The following is a 24,044-nucleotide window of genomic DNA, read 5'->3' on the forward strand; positions in this document are numbered from 1 at the left end:
TTCGCCCGTGTTAAACGTCAGTCCCCAAAACAATGATCTTTCCAAACGCGTCCCCGCTTGCCATCAGCTGTAGGGCGTCACCCGTCTGGGCCAGTGGAAAAGCCTGCGCTGTCAGCACGTCGAAATTGATGCGACCTGCTTCGATCAACTGCACGGCCTCTTCAAATTCGCTGTTGAATTGGAAGGAGCCGAAAACTTCGATTTCCTTGAGCATAATCTGGTTCAGATTTACCTTGGCTTCGCGCAACTGAATGTTGCTCAAGATCGAAACACGACCCTTCTGACGTACCGCCATCAGGGCTGTGTTGAATGCGGGAATTGCACCGCTGGCCTCAACCACAACGTCGAATTGGCGGTCCAGCGCGGCCTCTTCAAACTCGCCAATCACGAGCCCCTCATCGGCGCCAGCCTTGCGTGCAACATCAACAGCGCCCGCACGCAGGTCGATTGCCGTCACCTGCGCCCCGCGTGCAGCAGCGCCCGCAATTGCCAAAAGCCCCATAGGCCCGCAGCCGGTTACGAGAACCTTTTGTCCTTTTGAAACGCCGCCCTTATTCAAGGCATGCAAAGCGCAAGCCATCGGTTCCGCGAAGGTCAAATGGCGAGGATCAACATGTTTCGCGACAGGCCGACAACACCGCGCCGGATGATCGATAACTTCGCGAAAAAAGCCATCCAGATGTGGAACAGTTGTGGCGGAGCCCGGAAATTTCTTAGCGGCGCAAAGGTTTTCCTCGCCGCGCAAGCAGGCCGCGCAGGTCTGGCAATTCATAATCGGGTTCAGGGCAACCAATTGCCCGACCTCGAATTCACTTCCGTTTGGGTCGGCCACATAGGCGCAAGCCTCGTGACCTAGTGTAACAGGATTTTGCAGCACAAACCCAGCGTTCGAGAACTGTGAATAGTAGTGCAGATCGGTACCACACAGGCTTGCCACAGCAAGACGCAGCCGCACATGTCCCTCGGGGACCGATGTTTGAGGTGATTGATCTGCGATTTGAATGTCGCGCGCAGCGCACAGTTTGGTTTCGATTGCCATGATTAGAACCCCACCGCATAACCGCCATCAACAGGCAGATTGGCACCGTTGACGTAAGCAGCTTGATCCGAGGCCAGATAGAACACCGTGTTCGCCACATCTTGGGGCGTGCCAAATTGGCCACCCGGAATGCGACCTTCGATTTTATCGCGACGTGCAGGATCTTTCGCCAAAATGGCACGGGTCATATCGGTATCAATGAAGCCCGGGCTGACCGCGTTGCAACGAATGCCAAATTGCGCGGCGTCGACGGCGACAGAACGGGTCAAACCAACGACTGCAGTCTTTGCGGTGACATATGCGGCGGCGGACGGCAGCGCCATGATGCCCCCCATCGACGCGATATTCACAATCGCGCCGCCAGTTTCACGGTGAAGGGCCACGTATTGGCTACAACTTGCAAACATGGCGCGCACATTGACGTCTAGAACAACATCTAATTCATCGGCAGACACATCCCAGACAGGTTTCTTCAGATGCACGCCTGCGTTATTGACTAGCGCGCTGATCGGCCCCGCCTTGGCGTGGATTTCGGCCAAATATGCAGCGCCGCGATCTGCCGCGATATCACATTCAACGAAATGCGCATGCGGTCCCAATTGGTCAATATCAGCGCGGCTACGGGCAACGACGAAGACCTCGTAACCGGCGTCGACAAAACGCTGGCTTTGGCACAGACCAAGGCCTTTGTTGCCTCCTGTGATGACGGCGACTGACATTCAGATTGCTCCCTTTCGGTGATGGCGGTACAATGTATTCAGCATGTCGAGGAATGTCTCGACCGGAATCTGTTCGCGGAAAAAGTCGGGCATGATCGCACAGACATCATCGACGAAGCCAAGAAACCAAACATCGCGCGGACGGGTCCAGGCGTTGTCGATCGTGCGAAACCCTTTATCGAAGAACGGTGCGACATCTGGGTTCTTCGCCTGCGCACGCCACGTCCGTCGGTTCGCTGGCTGTCCGTTGTTGGCAAGGTAGATGCCCGACTGCACAGGTTCGGATGTGATCCATTGTGCGAACGCAATCGCAGCGTCAGGTGTCTGTGTCTTGGCCGAAACCCCGATCCCTGCGCCGCCAAGGATGGCACGCGGGACGTCAAAACCTTCGCAGAGCGGTAGGTCAAAATAATGCAGCCGATGATCGCGAAACCCTGCGCGCGCGTAATTCACGTAACCAAACAGGCAGGGCGAACAGGCAAATTCGTTGGTGGTCGACAGTGTTTCGAGCACCCGGATCGGGTTCATATCGACTTGTTCGTCAGGACCAAGATCATACAGCGCCCGCAAAATGTGAAGGGCGTAATGCCCGTTCTGATCGGTGACAAAGGCGTCGGGCGATCGCGGCAAATCGTCTTCACCACGACCCGCAACAATCGTCATGAACATATCAAATGCGTCTACCGACAGTAATGGCGTTAACGCGTTGTAGCGACTGGCATCCGGCGCAGTGAATGCATCCCAATGGGTCGGCAATGGTGAGCCCAAATCCGGACGATGAACGGCCATCTGACACGCCGCGTCGAGCGCATAAGCCCAGCATCTGTCGTTCCAAAGGTAGCTTTCCTCGGATCCGCCAAGCGATGTTTGACGGTTGGGTTGATATGGAAGCGGTAGCAAGGCACCGGTTTCCGCAATCTGCCCGACATGCGGATGGTCTAGCACAATAAAGTCGTAATTTTCGGCCAAATCCAGAATTGGCGCATCGGCGAACGCTTGTAGTGAACGCTTGTCCCATTCGACCTTAATGCCGGTCTCTGCCTCGTAAGATTTAGACGCCGCAACAACGCAGTCGTATCCACGGGGGTGGTCCCACGTCATGCCCTTTAATGCTGCAGCCAATTCTCAGCCCCCCAGTTGATAGGGCAATATGGGCAGCAGATTAATCTCTTTGCAAGTATAAAAGTTATTTTCATTTTTGAAAATGAAGTGCTAGATCAGGTTAGGCCCGCAAAAATCCGCCGGCATTACGGCGAAGGAGACATTCGTGACGACGTCAGACGCATCATCTGAAACGCAAGAAAACCCTCGGGATGGCAGCGTGAGAATTGAACAAACCGGCGCGATCGCAGAAATGATCATCGACCGCCCGAACAAGCACAACGCGCTCACGCCCGACATGTATCGCGACATCGCCAGCTGCTGCGAACACGTGAATAAGACCGATAGTATTCACGTTGTCATCATACGCGGCGCAGGTGATCGGGCCTTTTGCGCTGGTTCGGATATCAAAGCGCTTGATGGCTATGCGGATTTCTGGGCGTGGCGAAATCGCGAAGATTACATTCCACCGATCTTGTCACTGCGCAAACCCGCTATTGCTGCCGTCAAAGGCTGGTCGTTAGGCGGCGGCCTAGAAATAGCGCTTGCTTGCGATTTACGTGTCGTTGCAAAAAGCGCCGTCTTTTCCGCACCAGAGGTCGCGCTTGGATGGAATGGCGCAGGTGGTGCCGCGCAACATTTGACCCGTTTGTGTGGATACGGCCAAGCCATGCGTCTGCTATTATCCGGAGAACGGTTTGATGCCACCGAAGCCCACCGCATTGGTATGGTCGAATATCTTGTCGATGATGGCGACGAACTGGCACGCGCCAGGGAAATTGCACAGTCAATTGCGGCACATAGTTCGGTCGCTACCCAAGCTGTCAAAGCTGCTGTACGGTCCGCTCTGGACGTGACCGTCGCGCAGGGCTTGAAGTACGAAAACGAACTGATGTCGCTGTGTTTTGCAAAGGTCGCGAAAGACAAAGATCGCTAATCGCGACGCGCACATAGGATAGCCAGCCAAATGCCAAAAAAGACCGGAACAAATGACGACAGCAAGGCTGGGAAATCGGCGGTACCTGCCGTCGCAAAGGCGTTTGATATCATCGAATTGCTTGCCGATGTCGAAGACGGTCTGACAATGAACGAAATGGTCGCTGCACTTGGCCGAACTATGGGCGAAATCTACCGCATCGTTGTCTATCTGACCGAACGGGAATTTTTGTCGCAAAACGCCGAGACCGGTAAATACGCGATGACGTTGAAACTGTTCGAACTGTCCCACCGTCACGACCCGACGGATCGGTTGATATCACAGGCGGTTCCGATCCTCGAACGGATCGCGGCACGCACGGAACAATCGTGCCATCTAGGCGTGTTGAACCGCGACAATGTGATGGTCTTAACGTCTGCACCTAGCCCGCGACCAGCTGGATATGCTGTGCGCACCGGTGCGCTATTCCCTGTCGAACGAACGAGTTCGGGCCATGTGATCCTCGCGTTTTCATCGCAACAAACGCAAGATCGGTATATCAGCCGGCTCCCCGATACACAGCAACCCGAGGCGGTCAAACGGCTCGCTCTTATTCGCGACAACGGCTTCGAAGATACGGCAAGCACGATGATCCACGGTGTGCGCAATCTTTGCGTGCCAGTGTTTGATGTCCGCGGCATTGCGGCCGCGATTACCACAGGTTTTATCGCCCAAAATGACCCGATTGCGACTGCTGCTGAAACGCTGGACGCATTGCTATCCGCAGCCAATGATCTGTCCCGCCGCCTTGGATACCAGATTGCCGACAACACCAAATTCTCGCCCTAACTAGGATTAGAAAAGCCATTATCATGCCTGAAAACAGCTCTTCATTGCCACTGAACGGACTTCGCGTTCTGGACTTCGCACAATTTCTGGCAGGGCCCGTCGCAGCCATGCGTCTGTCGGATCTTGGGGCTGAGGTGATTAAGATCGAACGACCACAGGGCGGTGATTTGTGTCGTTCGATGGTGGTGAATGATCAACGTCTTGATGGCGATAGCCTCGTTTTTCATACATTTAATCGCGGCAAGAAAAGTGTAGCTGCTGATCTGAAACAATCTGCCGATCTCGAAAAGGTGCGCGCGCTTATTGCGACGGCTGATGTGATGATCCACAATTTCCGCCCCGGCGTGATGGACCGGATCGGGTTGGGTTATGACGCGGTACGGGAATTGAACCCGCGTCTCGTTTATGGGGCCGTATCGGGCTATGGCACCAAAGGCCCTTGGCGCGACAAGCCGGGACAAGATTTGTTGGTTCAGTCCCTGTCAGGCATTTCATTGTTAAACGGGAACGCCGATGATGGGCCGACCCCAACGGGATTCGCGATGCTGGATGTCGCGACAGCTGGCAATTTGGTGCAAGGCATCCTCGCGAGCCTTGTCCGACGCGGCGTAACTGGTCATGGCGGGTTGGTTGAGGTGGACCTGATGTCATCGGCGATTGATCTTACCTTTGAACAATTCACCTGCTTTTTGAATGATAATGAACAGCAGCCGCGCCGACATAAGACAGGCAACGCGAACCCGTATCAACCTGCGCCCTACGGGGTTTATCAAGCGTCTGACGGCTGGTTTGCATTCGCAATGACACCGCTTGAAAAAGTCGCAGACCTACTTGGGTCCGCAGAAATCGGTGCTTTCTCGCAGGCAGAGGCATTTTCAAAGCTTGATGAAATCAAAGCGATCGTCGCGAAAATCCTTGTCACCAAACCGGTCCAACATTGGTTAGACATTCTAGAACCTGCAGGCGTTTGGTGTGCGCCGGTTTATGATTGGCGAACCTTTGTTAAATCAGACGGATTTGCGGCCCTCGATCCGGTCCAGACGATGCGCACCACACACGGCACGGAGGCCCGCACGACGCGCTGTCCGATCCGGCTGGATGGTATGGCTCTCCAGAATTCTGCTGCTGCGCCGGAATTAGGTGCTGACACAGCCACGGTTTTTGACAGCCTGCAAATGTCGCGGCCCTAAAAAATGCAGTGGCCGCTGGAAGGACTGCTTGTCGTAGACTTTAGCCAGTTTCTGGCTGGCCCTTACGCGTCGCTTCGCCTGCAAGATATGGGCGCGCGCGTGATTAAAATCGAAAATCCCGACGGTGGTGATTTATGTCGGCGGCATTACTTGTCGGAAACGCGCATTGGAACGGATTCGACCCTGTTTCACGCGATCAACCGTGGCAAAGAAAGCGTGACGCTTGATCTGAAATCGCCGTCCGGTTTAGCAAATGCGCTGAAACTAGTGGCAAAGGCTGACGTTGTTATTCAGAATTTCAGACCCAATGTCATTGAACGGTTAGGTCTGGGATACGACACTGTTCGTAAGGTCAATCCAAAGGTCGTCTATGGATCAGTCACGGGCTACGGGGCGGACGGCGATTGGGCCGATAAACCGGGTCAGGACCTTCTTGCGCAGGCACGGTCCGGTATCATGTGGCTAAGCGGAAATGCGACCGCAGGTCCCGTTCCTATTGGCCTACCGCTTGCCGATATCAGTACAGGCGCGAATTTGACGACTGCCATTCTAGGTGCGCTGTTGCGTCAGGCACGGACCGGCCAAGGTGCGCATGTCGAAACCAGCTTATTGGAATCGCTGACGGATATGCAGTTCGAACTGCTAACCACTTACTTGAACAATGGTGGCGACCTGCCGCAACGGCTGGATCACGGGTCCGCCCATCGGTACCTTGGTGCGCCGTACGGCGTATTTGAAACGCAAGACGGGCATCTTGCGCTCGCTATGACGCGGTTAGACGTTCTTGCAGATGCACTGGAACTGCCCGAAATCGCGACTATCGGCACGGCCCCAAATGCGGGTTTTACGCATCGCACAAAGATCCATAACCTCATCGCTGATCGCCTACGGACCCAAGATGCAGCATGGCTTGAGACGCATCTTGGTGGCCACGATATATGGTGCGCAAAAGTCCTGACATGGGACGACATGTTTACCAGCGGATCGTTTCAGGCGCTCGACATGCTACGGGCGATCGATACCCAAGACGCCAAGTCCGCCCAGTTTGTGAAAGCGCCTTTTCGCATGGACGGCGCGCGCCCAGAACTGAACCGCGCTGGCCCTACTCTGAACGAGCACAACGCGTCGATCCGAGAAGAATTCGACCTCGAAGATTAGGTCAGCCAGCAATCAACTTTGCCCGTCGGTTTTCTAGCGCCGCGCGTTGGCGTACCGCTGAATACCGATCAATTGCCACCGCAGCCAGCAAAACGGAGCCGCGCACGATGTCGTAGATGTAAGGCGACGCATTCATCAGGTTCAACCCGTTGTCGATCAGAACCAGAAAGATCGCTCCGATCACTGATCCAACTACCGTACCGGACCCGCCGGTCAGTTTCGTCCCGCCAAGGATCACAGCGGCAATCACGGTAAATTCAATCCCGATCCCTATACCCGATTGCAAGCCGCCAACGCGGGCCAGCAGGACCAGTCCCGCAATGCCGGTGACAAACCCGCTGAAGGCATAGATGGCGATGGTTACACGACCCACAGGCAGATTGGTTTCCTTCGCTGACCGTTCGGAATTACCAATCGCGCGCGCATAAACCCCAAGACGAGTATGGGCCAAAACGTAGACCCCCAAGATCAAAACGACGATGAGGATCAAAATCGGAACAGGAATTCCCCACAGCCGCCCGTTCCCCAAAAATCCCATTTCGCGCGGAACCGGAATGTTCTGTGCCCCGGTCAAATGGATCGCCGCACCGCGGTAAATCGAATAGGTGGCAAGGGTTGTGATCAGTGGCGAAACCGCGAATCTGATAACAAGAAGCCCGTTCAGGGCGCCCAGTGAGGTAGCGCAAATTATCGTCACGACAAATGCAAAAAGGTAGCTTTCGGTGCTCATCATCAGCTGCGCAAAAAGGGCCGATGTGACAAACAGAATTGCACCCACAGAAATATCGATCCCCGCCGTCAGGATGATAAAGGTCATGCCAATTGCCATGATCGACGTCACGCTTGCTTGCACAAGAATGGCTTGGAAATTCGAGAGCGTCAGAAAGACAGGCGACACGGCAGACAGAATGCCACCAAGCACAATTGTCGCCACCGCGATTGCGATCCATTTTTGACGCGAAACCACGTCGCGCAAACCATCAAGCTGCATCACTGGTCCCTTCTGTTGAACTGGCGGCAAGCGAAATGATCTTGACTGAATCGTAATCATGGCGTTGGAATTCGCCAACAATACGGCCCTTGCGCATAACCGCCAATCGGTGCGTTACGTGCAGCAATTCAGGCAGATCAGACGAAACAATAATCACAGCTTTGCCTGCTTTGGCCAATTCAACGATAGCTTCATGGATGTCGAATTTTGCGCCGATATCCACGCCTTTGGTCGGTTCGTCAAAAATCAGTATGTCCGGCGTTGTCGCCAACCACCGCCCCAGCATAACCTTTTGCTGGTTACCCCCTGACAGGTCGCTGACGTTGTTTTCGATGTGCGGGATGGCGATGTTCATGTCTTTGACAATGCTTCGCGCCTTCGTCTTTTCACCACCAAACCCAAAGCCGCCTATGACGCGCTGGACAAATTTGCTGATCGACGCGGCGGACAGGTTTTCGCGCACTGGCCGGTTCAGAAACAGCCCGTTGGTTCGCCTGTCTTCGGTCACGTAGCAAAGGCCCTGCGCCATCATATCCTTCACACGACGCGGTACGCTGGCACCGTTGATCCGCACGTCACCCGACGCCGGGCGCAAACCAAAAATCGCTTCTGCGACTTCCGTTCGTCCAGCGCCCATCAAGCCCGCAATCCCTAATATTTCGCCTGCATTCACTGACAAATTGATGTCACTGAAATCGGCAGAGGACAGCCCGATAACCTCTAAAGCAGGAACTTGCGACGGCTCTGTCAGAACAACCCGCGCATCAGCCATCGTGCGCCCAACCATCATTTCCTCAAGCGATCGTTGGTTCACATCTGCGAGACGCCCCTGCCCCACCTGTTGCCCGTCACGCAAAACGACAAAGCTGTCACAGACGCGGTAAATCTCTTCCATGAAATGGGAAATAAAGACGATGGAAAGACCGCCTTCCTTCAGCTTATCAATGATCGCAAATAGCTTTTCACGTTCGATAGCAGTCAGCGACGTTGTTGGTTCATCGAGAATGAGAACCTTATTGGCATGCAGCAAAGCCTTCGCAATCTCGACGACCTGTTGTTTCCCTGCGCCTAGCGTTTCAACAAGCGCATGCGGGTCAATTTCGATGCCGAGAAATTCAATCTGTTTGCGTGCTGTGTCTTGGGTCGCGTTCCAGTCAATGCGGCCGGACTGCCCGGGTAGATCCGCGATGCTGATATTCTCTGCAACGGTCAGAGACCCGAACAGCGATAATTCCTGATGGACCGCTGAAATGCCGTGATCAGCGCCAATCACCTTTGGGACAGCTTGCCCATCGACTACGATCTCGCCGCTTGTCGGCGTCAGTAGACCGCATAGCATATTCTTGGTTGTCGATTTCCCCGCACCGTTTTCGCCCACAAGCGCCAGCGCCTCACCGGGGACAAGGTCGAACGAAACATTAGACACCACAGTTTTGCCAGCAAAGGCTTTGCTGAGGTCACGAACCGAAACGACAGGATTGGTGGACGTTGTCATGCCTCGCTCCGCTTACCAAATCGCATCGCCATCCATGTGCCGACAAAAATCAAAACACCTTGGATCATCAATTGATCGTAAAACGGGATACCAATCAGGTTCAGCCCGTTCGTCAGGATCGCAAGGATCGCAACCCCCAAGACTGTGCGGCCAACGGACCCTTCCCCGCCAGCCATGCCAGTGCCGCCAAGCACAACTGCCCCAATGATAATCAGCAGCAATGTGTCCCCGACGCCCGGAATGGCGTTGCCGAGATTTGCGATTGAGATAAAGCCTGCGATCCCGCCCATCGCGCCCGAAAACAGGTAGACGCTGAACGTCACGAAAGACACGTTGATGCCGCTAAAACGTGCGGCTTCTGCGTTGGATCCGACAAGCATCACATGACGACCCCACGTAGTGCGAGCCATCGTGACAAGGGCCACTGCAACAACGATCAGCGCGACAACAGTCAAGGCGGGTATCCCGAACCAGACCATAAATCCAAAGTCTAACATCCAATACGGTGTGCCTTTGACAGCGATCCCTGCGCTCAAAACAAACGCGATGCCGCGCGCAATCAATTGCGTGGCCATCGTCGTGATAAACGGGGTTAGCTGAAAATACCCGATCAAAATGCCATTAAGGGCACCGAACACCAAACCGGCTGCGACGCCTGTGACGGCGCCTAGCGCAACGCTTCCCGTGGCACCCATCACCAGTCCGGACATGACAGCGCTGGCGCTGATCACTGTCGAAATCGACAGATCAATACCGCCCGCCAGAAACACAACGGTCATCCCCACAGCTGCGATCAAGACGACAGCATTTGCGCCAAGCATCGCTTCAATGTTTCCTGCCGATGCGAAATACGGTGACAGCAGAGAAAATCCTACCGCCAGCGCGCAGACGATCACTACCGCAGGGTAGGTTCTGATTAAAGAAATCACGGGTTTCATACGTACGGTCTTCCAATGAACAGCGATGACGCGCCGCACGGATGCGGCGCGTCATCAGTTCGTCTGTGCGATTACTTCGGGGCGCCCCAGATCTTCGCTGCATTCGCTTCCGCATCGGCAGCAGTGTAAAGGTTACCACCCACGTAGTTCGTGCGATCAACCGTTTCGCCATCAAGAATGCGTGCAACAAGATCGACCGCCGTGCGACCCGTCGCGTCAGTCCCCATCACAACAAATGCGTCAGCCGTACCGGACAGTACCGCGTCATATCCGTCGCGCGACCCGTTCACACCGGTGATGATCACGTGGCCATCTTCGCCTGACGGCACCAAGCGATCCAGATCGGTCAGAACTGTTTCTACTGCCGGAATATGGGTGTCAGTCGCCGCGAAAACCGCCGCGATGTCGGGCGTTGCTTGAAACGCGTTCTGCGTTCCTGACAACGCACGATCCGATGCCCAATCTGTTGGAACTTCGATAATGTTGACGTTTTCAAGACTTGCGATGCCTTCACGGAAGCCAAGCGAACGGTCGATACCATTCTGATCATTCAACGCGCCAATCAGTTCGACGATGTTGATCTGGCCTTCATAGCTCGCCAGCGCCTCGGCGGTGTATTCGCCGGCAAGACGGCCATCGACCAAAGAGTCAGGTCCAACAAAGGACTGAACAACAGCGCTATTGGGCAGATCACGGTCATAGGCCACAACAGGAATGCCAGCACGTTTCGCGGCAATCAAGGCACGTTCAATCGTGTTCTGATCAACGGCACAAACAAGAATTGCGTCAACACCCTGCGCAATCAAAGATTGAATTTGCGCGTTTTGCTGTTGCGCGTCGCCGTCCGCAACCACTTCAACAACTTCAAATCCGCGATCCGCTGCACCGGCATGAATGCCGTTATTCACTGCGACACGACTTTCAAACAGCTGGTCGACAGAAAGGCCGATGGTGATGTCCTCAGCGGCCGCTTGAGTCGCCGCAACAACTGCGACAGTTGCAAATGCACCAAATAGTTTTTTCATCCGATTATCCTCCAAAATTCTTCCGGAATATATCCAATCTGCCTCTCCCATGGGCAGTTTGGTCCGTCCAAACAAATGATCCCATCGGATCGCATTAAGCAAGTTCTTTCTAGAGGTAGGGCTGAAATTATTGAGACTCGCTCAGCATCACCCGCGATTTCCTGTCCCAACTGAAATGCCCCAACCCAGAAGGTAGAGGAGATATCGCTAGGCTTTGCACTTTGTTAAAGAACGAAAAATAGACGCGGCGCCCGTTCACTGGATCGCTTCATTCGACCTGTGGTCGCACGAGTACGAAACGACGCTATTGTTCAGAAAGCGGCTTCAGGACTCCCTGAGATCCGAGCGCACCGCTTCATTGTTTGACACTTTGGTCCAACCAGAATCAGGAGCTTACCAATTCGTTAACGAACCATCAGGGCGACGCAGCATAGGCGCGTTCCAAAACTTGAACGACAGTTCTTTGGCGTGGTCTTCATTTACATCGACCCCCAATCCAGCGGCCTGAGGAAGATCAAAGTGGATGCCGTTGCGTTCGTGCTGTGTAGGGAACAAATCGCGGGCATCATCGACCACGTAAACACCATCGGATCCGACCCGCACCTCGAGCCACGCAAAGTTGGGAACCGCAACCGCAAGATGAACGCTAGCCGCTGTGCAAATTGGACCAAGCGGATTGTGCGGCATCAAGTCGACATAATGCGCCTCACTCATCGCAGCGACCTTTACTGCTTCGGTCAAGCCGCCGACATTACAGACATCAACCCGATTGAACTGGTGGATGTCGCGTTCGATGTAGGGGCGAAAATCCCATTTGCTGGAAAATTCTTCGCCGATTGCGAACGGAATGTCGGTCATGCGACGCAAGGCTTCGTAGGCTTCTGGGGTTTCATCCCGAATGGGTTCTTCGATGAAATCAAGCGTGCCCGAAGGCATGCGCTGGCAAAACGACGCAGCCTCGGCAACGGACAAACGGTGATGCCAATCAATACCAATCGCCATCCCCTCGCCCAGTTCTTGTCGCACCTCGCGACACATGGCGGCAGTCCGACCGATGTGCGCCCGCGGATCAAACACCTGAAAATCGCTCAGGTCCGGAAAGACGCGAATACAATCCCAACCTTGAGACGCAAGCGACTTTGCCTGTTCAATTGTAGTATCGAACTGCGTGGACGCGGTGCTGGCAAATGTTGGAACCTTGTTGCGATGCTGCCCACCCAAAAGCTGATAAACAGGGACATCCAGCGCTTTGCCTTTTATGTCATGCAATGCGATGTCGATCGCGGAAATGGCCGCTTGCAAAACCCGCCCGCCTTCAAAGTATTGACTGCGGTACAACCGCTGCCAAAGCGCACCGATATCGAATGCGTCCTCGCCTTTCAAAATCTCGGCAAAGTGTTCAAGCGCTCCAATGACCGCTTTTTCGCGCCCCGAAAGACCGCTTTCGCCCCAACCGAAGATACCGCTATCCGTTTCGACCTTTACGATCAGTTGGTTTCGTCCTCCCACCCAAACGGCATAGGGGATGATCGCCGTGATGCGCGGGCGCGACGTAAGCCGCGATATCGTTGCAGGGTTCGGCGCGGCACTTGAAAGGGTCATACTCGGTGTACTCCTGTTGGTCGAAACGGCTTAGTTATTCTCACGACAGTCCACCCAATCTGGCTGACATGCCTTGATCCGCCACTATTTCGGATCCGTTGATCGCCGACGATGCATCCGACAGAAGGAAAGCAGCGACTTTGCCGATCTCATCCACCGAATTCACCCGTGCCGTTGCGTGCCATGAATTGAAAGTATCCATCAGGCCGTCCTCGCTTGCCGCGATCGCGGTGACCGCTTCGGTCATTGTCAGTCCGGGCGCCAATGCATTTACACGGATGTTCTTGGGTCCGAGGCTCCATGCGAGCGCGCGGGTCATTGCGACGATTGCGCCCTTGGTGCCTGCATATGCTTCGTAGTCTTGCGCGCTGGCCTTGGCATGGTTTGATGCGATATTGACGATAGCCCCGTTACCAGATGACGCCAGTTTTGACGTCAGCAGTTTCGTCAGCACCAACAGCGATCGCTGATTGATCGTCCAGAGCTGGTCCATTTCGTCCAGATCAAGCTGCGCCAGCGGTTTTTGAACCGTGATGCCCGCGTTATTCACCAATCCGTCACAGCGCGGCAAATCATCTGCTACACGCGCCAATGCATCGGCATCACTAACGTCAACAAGAACAAATTGACCGCTCGCGGCTTCAACCGTTTCTTTGGCATCAGGGTTGACGTCAAAGACAGTGACATTTGCACCTGCCGCTACGCATTGCCGCAAAATACCAAGACCAATTCCCGATCCACCGCCGGTCACGACAATAGATTTGCCCGTCAGATCAATCATTTCACAGCCCCCGCCGTTACGCCGGCCACAATCCGGCGTTGGAAAATGACGAAGAGAACAAGCAACGGCAGCGACCCAAGAACTGCGGCTGGAAACAGCTGTTCGGGCTGGACATTCAGGTTGCCCAAGAACCGGTAAACACTAATCATGACGGTAAATTTTTCTGGCGATGTCAGCAAAAGCAACGGGTAGGTAAAGTCGTTCCACACCATGAGCATGACAAACAATGACAGCGTCGCCGTTGCAGGCCCAAGCAAGGGGCGAATGATGTACCAGTAGATTTGCCAATCATTGCAGTTGTCTAGGCGCGCGGCCTCTTCCAACTCTTTCGGGATGGCACCGATGAAGCTGGTATAGAAAAACACGGACAGCGGTAGATTCAGCGCGGTGAACGCCAGAACGATACCAACATAACTGTCGAGCAGCCCAATATTGCGGAAAATAACGTAGATCGGTGTGATCGTCACAAATGGCGGCGTCGCCAAGCCGAGCGCGACCAGCAACAATATCAAACGTGTGAAACCGTTCGTGCGTCGCGCCAGCGGATAGGCCGCCATAGACCCCAGAAAAGCAACCAGAACAGTGACCGCAAGCGTGATGCTGATCGAATTTGCGACGGACCGCAGATAAGGCATGCTCGACAGAACATTGGCATAATTGCCCAGATATAGCGTTTCGGGAAGACCAAGCGGCTTTTCGATAATCTCCGTCGCAGTTCGGAAGGACATCGCGATCATGTAGATCACTGGCAAAAGCATTCCGACAACCGTGACCACCACTGCGGATTGGGCGATCCATGAACAAAAACGACGAAAAGTCATGCGTTTTGCTCCTGACGCCGAAGGTAGGCATTTTGGATCATCGCCACCGCAACCACGATAAACAACATGATGATCGACAAAGAGGACGCAAAGCCGAATTTGTAGGATCCGAACAGGTTATTCACGATTTCCAAGCTCAGCGTATTCGTCGCGCGATCAGGACCACCGCGCGTCATAATGAATGGCAACTCGAACGTCTTGAGCGTGCCAACAGTGGACAAGATGATGTTGACCGTGAAACTGGATGCCAACAACGGCAGCTCCAGATGGCGGAAGCGTTGCCATGACGATGCACCGTCTAACCGGCCTGCTTCCTCAATGTCTTGCGGGATACTCGCGAAACCGACGAGGAAAATCGCAGTTGTGTAGCCAACAAACATCCAGACATGAGTAAAGGCGATGGCATACAATGCGGTATTGGGATCACCCAACCAACCGCGCGTCAGGCCCTCAAGGCCAACGGCAGTCAACAGGGCGTTCAACCCACCAGAATACGGGGAATAGATGAACTGCCAGACATACCCAACGATCACGAATGACATCATCGCAGGCGTAAACAAAACAGCGCGGCAGAAATTACGAATTGCGGGCATGCGGTGCAGCAACGCTGCAAACATGAGACCTAACAGCGTTTGCGCAGCGACAACGATGAAAGTGAACTTTAACGTGGTCCAGACCGCGTTCAAATAACGTGACCGATTTAGGAACCTTTCGTAATTGTCCAAACCGATGAATTCCGACGCACCGACGCCCTTAAAGTCGGTAAAGCTCATCTGAACTGTCAACGCGATGGGGTAGACGAAAAAGCAAACGATCACCAACAGTGCTGGCGCCGTGAACCAAAACATACTGACTGATCGTTTCATTGATGGCTTCCCTTACGCGGTCGTAGGTGGTGCGCCCTAAGGCGCACCGCGTCAAAATTACAGGCTGTCTTCGACGGCCTCGTCCCAACGCTCCAAGACGTTTTCGTTCGACTTGTCGGTATCCAGCAAGAACCCGGTCAGACTATCCCAGATTTCGCCTTCCAACGCCTTTGGCCAATCGAGCACGGCGAACGGGTACATAATAACGCCACCATCGACACGCGCCTGATCGTAGGCCGAGGCCAGATCAGGCAGACCGCTCGCACCGCCCTGAAACGGGCTATAGGCACTTTCCGCGTCAAGCATGATTTGCAGGTTTTCAGGATCAGAGAAGAATGCAATGAACCGCGCGGCTTCTTCTGCGTGCTCTGTTTGGGCGCTCATTGACCAACCGATCCCGAACAGATCAAGCGCTACACCACTGTCCTTGCCAGACGGGATTGGTGCAAAACTGTAATCAAGCCCTTCGACACTTGAGAAATCGGCGATGTTCCACGCGCCTTGCGGCATCATCGCAAAGTTGCCAGCCTTGAATTCTGTCAAAGCCGTTGACCATGGATCAAGACCCGCCTGCCCGTCCGGATCGACGCATTTGTTGTCAATCAAGCCACGCACAACGTCCAATGAGGCGTTGAAGCTCTCTGATTCAACGAAGCTCGCCTCGCCCATGCCCAATGCCGCGGCATCGTCTGTTTGCTCTAACCCATTTGAGATCACAAAAAGTGGTGCTGAAAATCCGCCGGTAAAGATAAGCGGCCGGATGCCCGCGGCATCAAGCGCCTGACAAGCCGCATGTAGTTCATCAATCGTCGTCGGCGCGTTTTCAATGCCTGCCTGTGCAAGCAACCCGTTGTTCACGAAATTACCCATACCGATCACTTCGAGAGGCATGATATAAACGGCATCTCCCGTCGTCACGGATGGCACCAATGATGGTTCCAACCGACCGTACCACTCTGAATCAGTGCCGAGATCTGCAAGCAATCCTGCATCACCCCAGATCGACACCAAAGGCATGTCCGTCATCATCACGTCAGGCGCGTTATTTCCTTGCAGACGCGGTGGCAGCACAACATCTGTATCCAGACGGCTGATATACGAAAATTCAACTTTGATATCCGGATTGGCGGCCTCAAAGGCCGACACCAGCTCTGCGATACCAGCGGGTTCAGCTTCGTTGCCCTTCCAGCCCGTAACATCAAGTACGACTTGTTGTGCGTTTGCGGTTTGCGCTGCTACGGTCAGGGCCGCAATTGCCGCGCAGGTCATCGAACGGAATAGGGTCATCAAACTTTCCTCCACCATAATTTGATATACTATTTTCATGACTTTGTAATACTTAAGGCCAGCAATCAACCAAAATTACGGCACCCTATGCCAATAATTTTGAAAATCCGTGCGATTTCAAATATATTTTGTGGCAGTTCATATTCCGATAAAGTATATAATGACTAAGAAACTCTCCCCGAAAGCAGCTATCATGACCAAAACGAGTGACAGCAGTTCGATATACTCACGCATTCTTGCTGATATCGGCACTGGCCATTTTCCGGGAGGAACGCGTCTGAAGGTGCAAGATCTTGCCAGTCGTTATGGGACGTCCATCATCCCGGTGCGCGAAGCACTGCGCTTGTTGCAGGGCGAAGGCATCGTCACGATTGCCCAGAATAAAGGGGCCACGGTTTCCAGTTTTGACGCGGATTCGCTTCGCGACATTTTTGAAATCCTCCAATTGATGGAACCCTACTTTGTCGAAACATTCGCAAGAAGCTGCACGGAAGCGGACCTTTTAGAGCTGGAAAGCCTGCAAACCCAACTTGAGTCGGTGCCGGTCGAAGATAAATCTACATTCACCGGTTTGGATTTGCAGTTTCACGAATTCATCGCGCGCAAACATTACAACGGGCGCGCCTTTGGCATTTGGCGGCTGCAACGCCGCATTCTGAACGCGCTTGCTATGAGCGTGCCGATTTCGCGCGCGCGCCACATCGAAATTTTGCAAGAACATCGCGATCTTATCACGGCCTTTCGCGAAAACGACATGAAGCGTGCAGTGGAATGCATCAAAGACCATGTGCGCGGCGCCGGCGATCAGATGTATCTACAGCTGAAGACAAATCGCTTGCGCGACTAACGTCATCTGATCCCCTGCCCTATATTTCGCCCGCGAAATGGCAAAGGACGTCGGCGCCTGCGATTTTGCGCGCTGTCGGCGCAGTCGTATGGCACAATTCCTGCGCATGTGGACAACGTGACGCGAACTTGCACCCCGTACCGGTCTTCCCTTCTTCCGCCAAAGCAACTGGCGTCTTGCGGGTCTTCGTACGTGCGCGCGGATCAGGAACCGGCACTGCCGCAAGCAACGCGCGGGTATAAGGATGTCTAGGCGTCTCAAAAAGTTCTTTGGTGGTGGCGAGTTCCACAATTTGCCCCAGATACATCACAGCAATCCGGTCGCAAATATGCTCAACAACGGCGAGATCATGCGCGATGAAAATATACGTCAGGTCATGCATTTCCTGCAAATCCTGCATAAGGTTCAATGTCTGCGCCTGAATAGAAACATCCAGCGCTGATACAGCTTCATCAGCAATAACGACTTCGGGATTTGTCGCGAGCGCACGTGCAATTCCCAACCGCTGTCGTTGACCACCCGAAAACGCGTTCGGATACCGCAGCAGAAATTCAGGACGCAAGCCAACTTGCTCGAGCAGTTCCGATACGCGATCGGCCAATCGCTTTCCGCGCAGCCCTTCGGATTGCTGCAGACACTGGCCAACGATGTCTATCACGCGCAAACGTGGGTTCAACGACGACTGCGGGTCTTGAAAAACCATGCGCATGTCCCGCCAAATATCCGTCAGCGACTTGCGATCACAGGACACAAGTTCCACGCTAGGTTTGTCTTTGCGGTTGAACGCAATTGTGCCGCCCGATGGTTGCAGAATCCGCATAACACAGCGCCCAAGCGTGGTTTTGCCCGATCCGCTTTCGCCAACAATCCCGAAGGTTTCACCACGGACGACGTCGAACGATACATCGTCAACGGCACGCACAACATCGGTGGATTTCCCAAAGAACCCTCCCCCGATCGGGAAGTGCATCTGCAGGTTCTCAACTTTGATGATCGTCTCAGACATCTGCACGCGCCTCTGAATGAAGGAAACAAGCCACCTTGCCATTGTCCTTTGGTGTCAATGCAGGCGTCGCAACATCGCATGTGCCAGCCATATAATGATCGCAACGGGTTCGAAACGAACACCCGGACGGACAGGCAAGCGGATGCGGCACCATACCCCTGATCGCAGGAAGCCGATCTTGTTTGGCACCGCCGATCCGTGGGACCGATTTCAGCAAGGCCTGCGTATAAGGGTGCTGAGGGTTGTCAAAAATCGAATAGACATCGCCAAATTCAACCACTTTGCCCATGTACATCACAGCAACGTCTTCGGCGACTTCGGCAACGACGCCTAAATCATGCGTAATCAGCATGACGCCCATTTCCAGTTCGTCTTTCAGCTCTGCGATCAAATCTAGAACCTGTGCCTGCGTTGTGACATCCAATGCTGTTGTCGGTTCATCGGCGATCAGCAGTTTCGGCTGGCAGGACAGGGCCATCGCGATCATTGCACGCTGCCGCATGCCACCTGACAGCTCAAACGGGTAGGATTCGAACCGTTCCGCTGGTTTGGGAATACCAACGCGGGCGAGCTGTTCGATCGCCTCTTCTTTCGCTTCGACCTTTGTCATTTTGCGATGCAGATGCAGTGTTTCGGTGATTTGCTTGCCAATCTTCGTGATCGGGCCCAGCGACGACATGGGCTCCTGAAAGATCATCGCAATGTCTTGCCCGCGAATACGCCGCAGTTGCTTGGACCCTGCGCGCGCTGTGGCAAGATCAAGCGTTTCACCTTCGGTGTTGCGGTATGTGATTGACCCGGCAACGATTCTTCCGGGGTTATCAACGATCCGCAAAATAGACCGCGCCATAATGGATTTGCCGCTACCGCTTTCGCCGAGAATACAAAGCGTGCGATTGCGATGAACATCAAGATTCACACCGTCCACGGCTTTGATCACGCCATCATCGGTGAAGAAATGGGTCTTGAGTCCCCGAATTTCGATCATTGGGTCTGTATCAATGGGCATGTGGGTCTGCGGCATCACGAAGGCCGTCTCCTAGGAAATTAAGCGCAAGGACAGCAATCACGATCATGCTTCCGGGGGCGATCAGCAACCAAGGCGCTTCGACCATGGTGCGAATGTTCTGGGCTTCTTTCAACAGCGTACCCCAACTGATAATGGGCGGCTGCAGCCCGATCCCCAAGAACGACAACGACGTTTCAGCAAGGATCATCAATGGCACCGCCAACGTGAGCGACGCGATGATGTGGCTAGAAAAGCTGGGCACCATATGACGGCGGATCACAGCCCAATCGCTAAGCCCGTCAAGCCGTGCTGCTGTGATAAAATCTTCATTGCGCAGCGACAGGAATTTGCCGCGCACCTCGCGCGCCAGTGATGTCCAGCCGATCATCGAAACAATCAGCATGACAACAAAATATGTGCGAAGCGGTGGCCATCCCAATGGAATTGCCGCTGCAAGGCCCATCCAAAGTGGGATCGTCGGAATTGACCGTAAAAATTCGATCAACCGCTGGATAACGTTATCGACCCAACCACCGTAGTAGCCAGAGATGCCGCCAAGCGACACGCCGATGACAAGCGAAATGAGAACACCCACCAATCCGATGGACATCGACACTCGCGTTCCCATCACAATCCGGCTCAGAATGTCGCGACCAAGGCGGTCTGAGCCAAGCAGGTAAAATGTATCGCTAGGGTCAATCGGGCCGAAGAAATGGCGATCCGTCGGGATGAATCCCAACAGGTCGTATTCAAATCCGGTCACAAAGAATCCCAACGGGATGATTTCATCGGGATCGTCTGCGTAAGATCGGCGCATCGTAGCCTGATCAATCTGCATCTTTCGCGCTTTTGCATGCAACTGAAAGTCGCGTCCGCCATCAGGTGTTTCGACGAACAGGTGTATCCCCTGCGGAGGCGCAAAAATGCCGCGTCTGTTTGTTTCGTCTGGCGCTTGGGGGGCGATGAATTCACCAAAAATCGCCATGAGATAGATAAACCCCGTCAGCCAAAGGCTGAAATACGCGACCTTATGGCGGCGAAACTTGCGCCACATCAGCGCCCTTGGGCTTAGCAGTAAAGGTGCGGCAACAGTGTCGGTCTGTGTTTCGGTCATTGGTAACGGATCCTTGGGTCAATCCATGCCAGAAGAACATCGGAAATCAGTGTGCCTATCACGGTCAACATGCTGACGATCAGGATCAGCGATCCGGCAAGATACATGTCCTGCACCAGCAAGGCGCGCAGCAATAGGGGGCCGGTTGTGGGTAGGTTCATCACCACCGCGACGATAATTTCGCCCGACACAAGGGTCGGCAAAATCCAACCGATCGTAGAAACAAACGGGTTCAGCGCGACACGCACCGGATAACGCATCAGCAATTGGAATTCGGACATGCCTTTCGCGCGGGCCGTCACGACGTAGGGACGGTAAAGTTCGTCCAACAGATTTGCACGCATAATGCGGATCAACGCTGCGGCGCCGGATGTGCCGACGACAACAATCGGCATCCAAATGTGTTTTATGAGATCAACAAATTTGTCCCAACTCCAAGGCTGATCCAGGTACTCTGGACTGACCAGACCACCGACAGATTGGCCGAAATACTTGAACGACACATACATCATCACCAGCGCCAGCAAGAAATTCGGGACCGCAAGGCCCACAAAACCAAAGAACGTGGCCGTGTAATCGCCAACAGAATACTTGCGCACGGCCGAATAGATGCCAATCGGCAGCGCGGTGATCCAAATGAACAAAAGGGTCAGGATCGAAATGCCGAACGTCCAGCCCAAGCGATCCCAGATCAGGTCGTTCACAGGCACGTTTTTCTCGAACGAAATGCCGAAATTGAAGTGAAACAAAATACCCTTCATCCACTTCAGGTACTGCACGTACATAGGTTGCCCGAGACCATATTGGTCACGCAGGGACTGCATGGTCCCCTCGTCCAAGCCACCACTGTCGTTCAGCTCTGCGGCAAGCGTATCAAGGTAATCCCCCGGCGGAAGTTGGATGATCGCAAAGGTAACGACAGAAACTAAAAAGACGGTCGGTATCATGTAAACGATACGTCGAAAAAGAAATCCGAGCATGACGTGTCCTCTAGGCGATGCGTCGCGTGTCTTGAAAATCGTAGCAGAGCTTAGCCCGGGAGGACCATGGACAAAGCTCTGCTACCTTTCAGCATCCGGCTACAAAATGCAGCCGAACGCGGGCTACTTTTCAGCGGAGATTATCGCCGCCCTCAAAGTAAAACTGTGCCGTATAGGGCGCCGGAGTCCAAAGCTGTCCGGCAATCGGCATCGGGTCAGGATAGTTGCGCAAATTCTCGCGTGCGATCCCATAGGCCCCATCACTTTGCATCAGGCCGATCGTCAAAAGCTGGCCAGCAGCTTGATCAATCAGGCTTTTCAGCGCGGTTTCTTGGACTGCAGGGTCAGCAGACCCAGTGACACCTTCATATGCTTCGAACAAAGCTTTGATATTGGCTGGTGGTTCAGTACCCGTTGTCGGATCAACACCCCATGCAGCCCATTCAGGTGCCCAATATACCGCCTGACCACGTGGCAGGTAGCAATCTGGGTTTGTATAGGCGTCGTTCAGACCGCCCGGACAGTTCCAGATATAGCCGTCATGTTCAGCGTTGGATGCCACTTCTTGCAGACGTGACCGATCACTTGCACGAACCTGAATATCCAAACCAACGTCCGCTGCGTAACCGGACACCAGTTCCATAACGTCAGGATATTGGAACCCGAACACATCAGCGACAAGGAATACCAAAGTCAGACGTTCACCATCGGGTCCCAACCGGAACCCGTCATCGTCTTTTCGATCCAGACCCATACCGTCAAGCAATGCGTTTGCTGCATCAGGATCAAAGTCCGTATATTGTGTGGACCATTCTTCGTTATAAAGCGGCGACAATGGATGCGGTGATGTTTGAACCGCATTGCCGACGCCCAGATAGACCAGATCAATGATCTCCTGACGGTCAATCGAATGGCTCAATGCCTGACGGAATTCGAACGTGTTTACGATTTCGTTCTTAACCGGATCAGGGTTGTTCAGGTTCAACATCAAGGCAGCTTGCGATGCGGTGATATCGCCAACCTGATAGAAACCGTACTGACCTCGGTCCTTATTATCAGTCAGCGCTGCAAGGTTGGCAGGGCGACCAATGTGACGCGCCATATAGTCGATTTCGCCGTTAAACGCCTTTAGTAGGATCGATTCAGGGTCTTCGACCTGATCCCACGTCACGCGATCAATATAAGGGAGCTGATTCCCCTCGCCGTCAACCTTCCAGTAGTACGGGTTACGCTCCGCGACCATACGGTCGGTTGAACCGTAGGCCTCGACGATGTGCCACGGGTGTAGCGTCGGACGGTCAGCGTTCTGCCAGAAGATCGGAGTATGCATCGGACCGGCACGCAGGTTGAACAATGACACCCAATCAGCCGCAGCAGGTTCAGCATCAACAAGCGCCTGAATGTCGGAATTGTAATCCGCATGGAACTGTTCAAGGTAGTGGCGCGGATAGTTCACGGTGTAATAGCCGAACCCGTATGCGAGGTTCTGCAAGAACAATCCATTGGCCTCACCGAATTTGAACTCGACAGTATTTTCGTCGATCTTTGTGACTTCGACGGGGCCGCTAGCGCCTGTATACATCGGGTGTTTCGATGGCGTCAGCCGCTCATCGGAAAACACTTCGTACCAGAACATGATGTCATCCACGGTGAATGGTTCACCGTCAGACCACTTCATGCCATCGCGCAGATTGAACGTGAACGTCGTCGCATCTTCGGAAACCGTGTAGCTTTCGGCGATATTCGTTTCGACCGTTGACCAATCGGCGCTCCAGCGTACCAGGTTTTCGTTACTGATAAGGCGGACCATGTTGTGCTGGTCGCCCCCGCCAAGAATAGCGCGGCGCAACGTCCCGCCATATTCACCAATACTGTCGAGCGTTTCTTGGACCATTGGGCTGGCTGGCAACCGGTCCTCGATCGCGGGCAATGCACCCGATGCGACCAAATCAGCGAGACCTGGCGCCTCTTGATAGTCTTGTGCAATCGCGGGCAGCGCGCCCGCAACAGCCAAGCATAGCGCAGCGGAACCGCTCGCTAGCGCTCGCTTTAGTGTAACCTGAGTCCTCATGTCTTATCCTCCATTAGTATAAGTGACAGCATTATGAATGATGCCAGCGCGACCTCCCCGTCGCTTTAATTATACTATCGATATAATATAATATATTAACCGTAGTTCTTTCCCTATCCAAAATGCAAGAATTAATTTACCACCTATTCAAGACGGCACCGTCACGTCCTGAGGCCACTGGTCAGTGTATGCTGTCATTCATGGTGTGAAACTGGTCGAACTTTCCGTCCGCCTCTTGC

22 protein-coding genes are annotated in these 24,044 nt (G+C 53.9%); 5 read left to right on the top strand and 17 right to left on the bottom strand.

The features are described 5' to 3' along the window. Nucleotides 1-10 precede the first annotated feature (10 nt). The 3 genes from MWU61_RS16710 to MWU61_RS16720 are packed head-to-tail and all read right to left on the bottom strand — an operon-like array spanning nucleotide 11 to nucleotide 2,880. On the bottom strand, nucleotides 11-1,039 hold the full coding sequence (locus MWU61_RS16710) for an alcohol dehydrogenase catalytic domain-containing protein (RefSeq protein WP_247129604.1): 1,029 nt from the start codon (nucleotides 1,037-1,039) through the stop codon (nucleotides 11-13). 2 nt (nucleotides 1,040-1,041) lie between these two features. Next, entirely contained in the window at nucleotides 1,042-1,758 is a 717-nt protein-coding gene (locus tag MWU61_RS16715) for an SDR family oxidoreductase (RefSeq protein WP_247129605.1), read from the bottom strand. Then, the gene (locus MWU61_RS16720) at nucleotides 1,759-2,880 is read right to left on the bottom strand and encodes an extracellular solute-binding protein (RefSeq protein WP_247129606.1); all 1,122 of its coding nucleotides are present in this window, start codon (nucleotides 2,878-2,880) and stop codon (nucleotides 1,759-1,761) included. 145 nt (nucleotides 2,881-3,025) lie between these two features. Between MWU61_RS16720 and MWU61_RS16725 the strand changes: the two genes are divergently transcribed. The 4 genes from MWU61_RS16725 to MWU61_RS16740 are packed head-to-tail and all read left to right on the top strand — an operon-like array spanning nucleotide 3,026 to nucleotide 6,972. After that, nucleotides 3,026-3,796: an enoyl-CoA hydratase/isomerase family protein gene (locus tag MWU61_RS16725; RefSeq protein ID WP_247129607.1), complete on the top strand. Its 771-nt coding sequence runs from the start codon at nucleotides 3,026-3,028 to the stop codon at nucleotides 3,794-3,796. A 30-nt stretch (nucleotides 3,797-3,826) separates the two neighbouring features. Further along, entirely contained in the window at nucleotides 3,827-4,624 is a 798-nt protein-coding gene (locus MWU61_RS16730) for an IclR family transcriptional regulator (protein WP_247129608.1), read from the top strand. A 23-nt stretch (nucleotides 4,625-4,647) separates the two neighbouring features. Next, nucleotides 4,648-5,814, top strand: a complete 1,167-nt coding sequence (locus MWU61_RS16735; protein WP_247129609.1) for a CoA transferase — start codon at nucleotides 4,648-4,650, stop codon at nucleotides 5,812-5,814. A gap of 3 nt (nucleotides 5,815-5,817) precedes the next feature. Beyond that, entirely contained in the window at nucleotides 5,818-6,972 is a 1,155-nt protein-coding gene (locus MWU61_RS16740; RefSeq protein ID WP_247129610.1) for a CaiB/BaiF CoA-transferase family protein, read from the top strand. A gap of 1 nt (nucleotide 6,973) precedes the next feature. On the opposite strand, the gene MWU61_RS16745 is transcribed toward MWU61_RS16740, so the two are convergent. The 9 genes from MWU61_RS16745 to MWU61_RS16785 form a co-directional block, all read right to left on the bottom strand. After that, complete coding sequence (locus tag MWU61_RS16745) at nucleotides 6,974-7,963, bottom strand: ABC transporter permease (protein ID WP_247129611.1); 990 nt, start codon at nucleotides 7,961-7,963, stop codon at nucleotides 6,974-6,976. Then, nucleotides 7,953-9,458, bottom strand: a complete 1,506-nt coding sequence (locus MWU61_RS16750; protein WP_247129612.1) for a sugar ABC transporter ATP-binding protein — start codon at nucleotides 9,456-9,458, stop codon at nucleotides 7,953-7,955. Before MWU61_RS16750 ends, MWU61_RS16745 begins: the two co-directional genes overlap by 11 nt. Then, nucleotides 9,455-10,396: an ABC transporter permease gene (locus MWU61_RS16755; RefSeq protein WP_247129613.1), complete on the bottom strand. Its 942-nt coding sequence runs from the start codon at nucleotides 10,394-10,396 to the stop codon at nucleotides 9,455-9,457. Before MWU61_RS16755 ends, MWU61_RS16750 begins: the two co-directional genes overlap by 4 nt. A 71-nt stretch (nucleotides 10,397-10,467) precedes the next feature. Then, a complete protein-coding gene (locus tag MWU61_RS16760; RefSeq protein WP_247129614.1) occupies nucleotides 10,468-11,421 on the bottom strand; it encodes a sugar ABC transporter substrate-binding protein in 954 nt (317 codons plus the stop codon). Nucleotides 11,422-11,814: 393 nt separating this feature from the next. Next, on the bottom strand, nucleotides 11,815-13,023 hold the full coding sequence (locus tag MWU61_RS16765; protein ID WP_247129615.1) for a mandelate racemase/muconate lactonizing enzyme family protein: 1,209 nt from the start codon (nucleotides 13,021-13,023) through the stop codon (nucleotides 11,815-11,817). 40 nt (nucleotides 13,024-13,063) lie between these two features. Then, on the bottom strand, nucleotides 13,064-13,804 hold the full coding sequence (locus MWU61_RS16770; protein ID WP_247129616.1) for an SDR family oxidoreductase: 741 nt from the start codon (nucleotides 13,802-13,804) through the stop codon (nucleotides 13,064-13,066). Then, the gene (locus MWU61_RS16775) at nucleotides 13,801-14,625 is read right to left on the bottom strand and encodes a carbohydrate ABC transporter permease (protein WP_247129617.1); all 825 of its coding nucleotides are present in this window, start codon (nucleotides 14,623-14,625) and stop codon (nucleotides 13,801-13,803) included. The genes MWU61_RS16770 and MWU61_RS16775 overlap by 4 nt, the downstream gene beginning before the upstream one ends. Beyond that, entirely contained in the window at nucleotides 14,622-15,491 is an 870-nt protein-coding gene (locus MWU61_RS16780) for a sugar ABC transporter permease (protein WP_247129618.1), read from the bottom strand. Before MWU61_RS16780 ends, MWU61_RS16775 begins: the two co-directional genes overlap by 4 nt. 57 nt (nucleotides 15,492-15,548) lie before the next feature. Then, nucleotides 15,549-16,778, bottom strand: coding sequence for an extracellular solute-binding protein (locus MWU61_RS16785; RefSeq protein ID WP_247129619.1), 1,230 nt, complete (start codon nucleotides 16,776-16,778; stop codon nucleotides 15,549-15,551). Nucleotides 16,779-16,938: 160 nt separating this feature from the next. Here MWU61_RS16785 and MWU61_RS16790 point away from each other — a divergent pair, with 160 nt between their 5' ends. Beyond that, entirely contained in the window at nucleotides 16,939-17,625 is a 687-nt protein-coding gene (locus MWU61_RS16790; protein WP_247129620.1) for a GntR family transcriptional regulator, read from the top strand. A 19-nt stretch (nucleotides 17,626-17,644) separates the two neighbouring features. On the opposite strand, the gene MWU61_RS16795 is transcribed toward MWU61_RS16790, so the two are convergent. The 5 genes from MWU61_RS16795 to MWU61_RS16815 all read right to left on the bottom strand — a co-directional run bounded on the left by MWU61_RS16795 (nucleotide 17,645) and on the right by MWU61_RS16815 (nucleotide 23,805). After that, complete coding sequence (locus MWU61_RS16795; RefSeq protein ID WP_247129621.1) at nucleotides 17,645-18,631, bottom strand: ABC transporter ATP-binding protein; 987 nt, start codon at nucleotides 18,629-18,631, stop codon at nucleotides 17,645-17,647. Further along, nucleotides 18,624-19,655 (bottom strand): ABC transporter ATP-binding protein, encoded by a 1,032-nt coding sequence (locus MWU61_RS16800; RefSeq protein WP_247129622.1) that lies wholly within the window; start codon nucleotides 19,653-19,655, stop codon nucleotides 18,624-18,626. The genes MWU61_RS16795 and MWU61_RS16800 overlap by 8 nt, the downstream gene beginning before the upstream one ends. Then, nucleotides 19,630-20,754, bottom strand: a complete 1,125-nt coding sequence (locus MWU61_RS16805) for an ABC transporter permease (RefSeq protein WP_247129623.1) — start codon at nucleotides 20,752-20,754, stop codon at nucleotides 19,630-19,632. Before MWU61_RS16805 ends, MWU61_RS16800 begins: the two co-directional genes overlap by 26 nt. Next, on the bottom strand, nucleotides 20,751-21,734 hold the full coding sequence (locus MWU61_RS16810; protein ID WP_247129624.1) for an ABC transporter permease: 984 nt from the start codon (nucleotides 21,732-21,734) through the stop codon (nucleotides 20,751-20,753). The genes MWU61_RS16805 and MWU61_RS16810 overlap by 4 nt, the downstream gene beginning before the upstream one ends. A 130-nt stretch (nucleotides 21,735-21,864) precedes the next feature. Continuing rightward, a complete protein-coding gene (locus MWU61_RS16815) occupies nucleotides 21,865-23,805 on the bottom strand; it encodes an ABC transporter substrate-binding protein (protein ID WP_247129625.1) in 1,941 nt (646 codons plus the stop codon). Between the last annotated feature and the right edge of the window lie 239 nt (nucleotides 23,806-24,044).

It is taken from the genome of Loktanella sp. F6476L, assembly GCF_023015725.1.
GTDB lineage: Bacteria > Pseudomonadota > Alphaproteobacteria > Rhodobacterales > Rhodobacteraceae > Yoonia.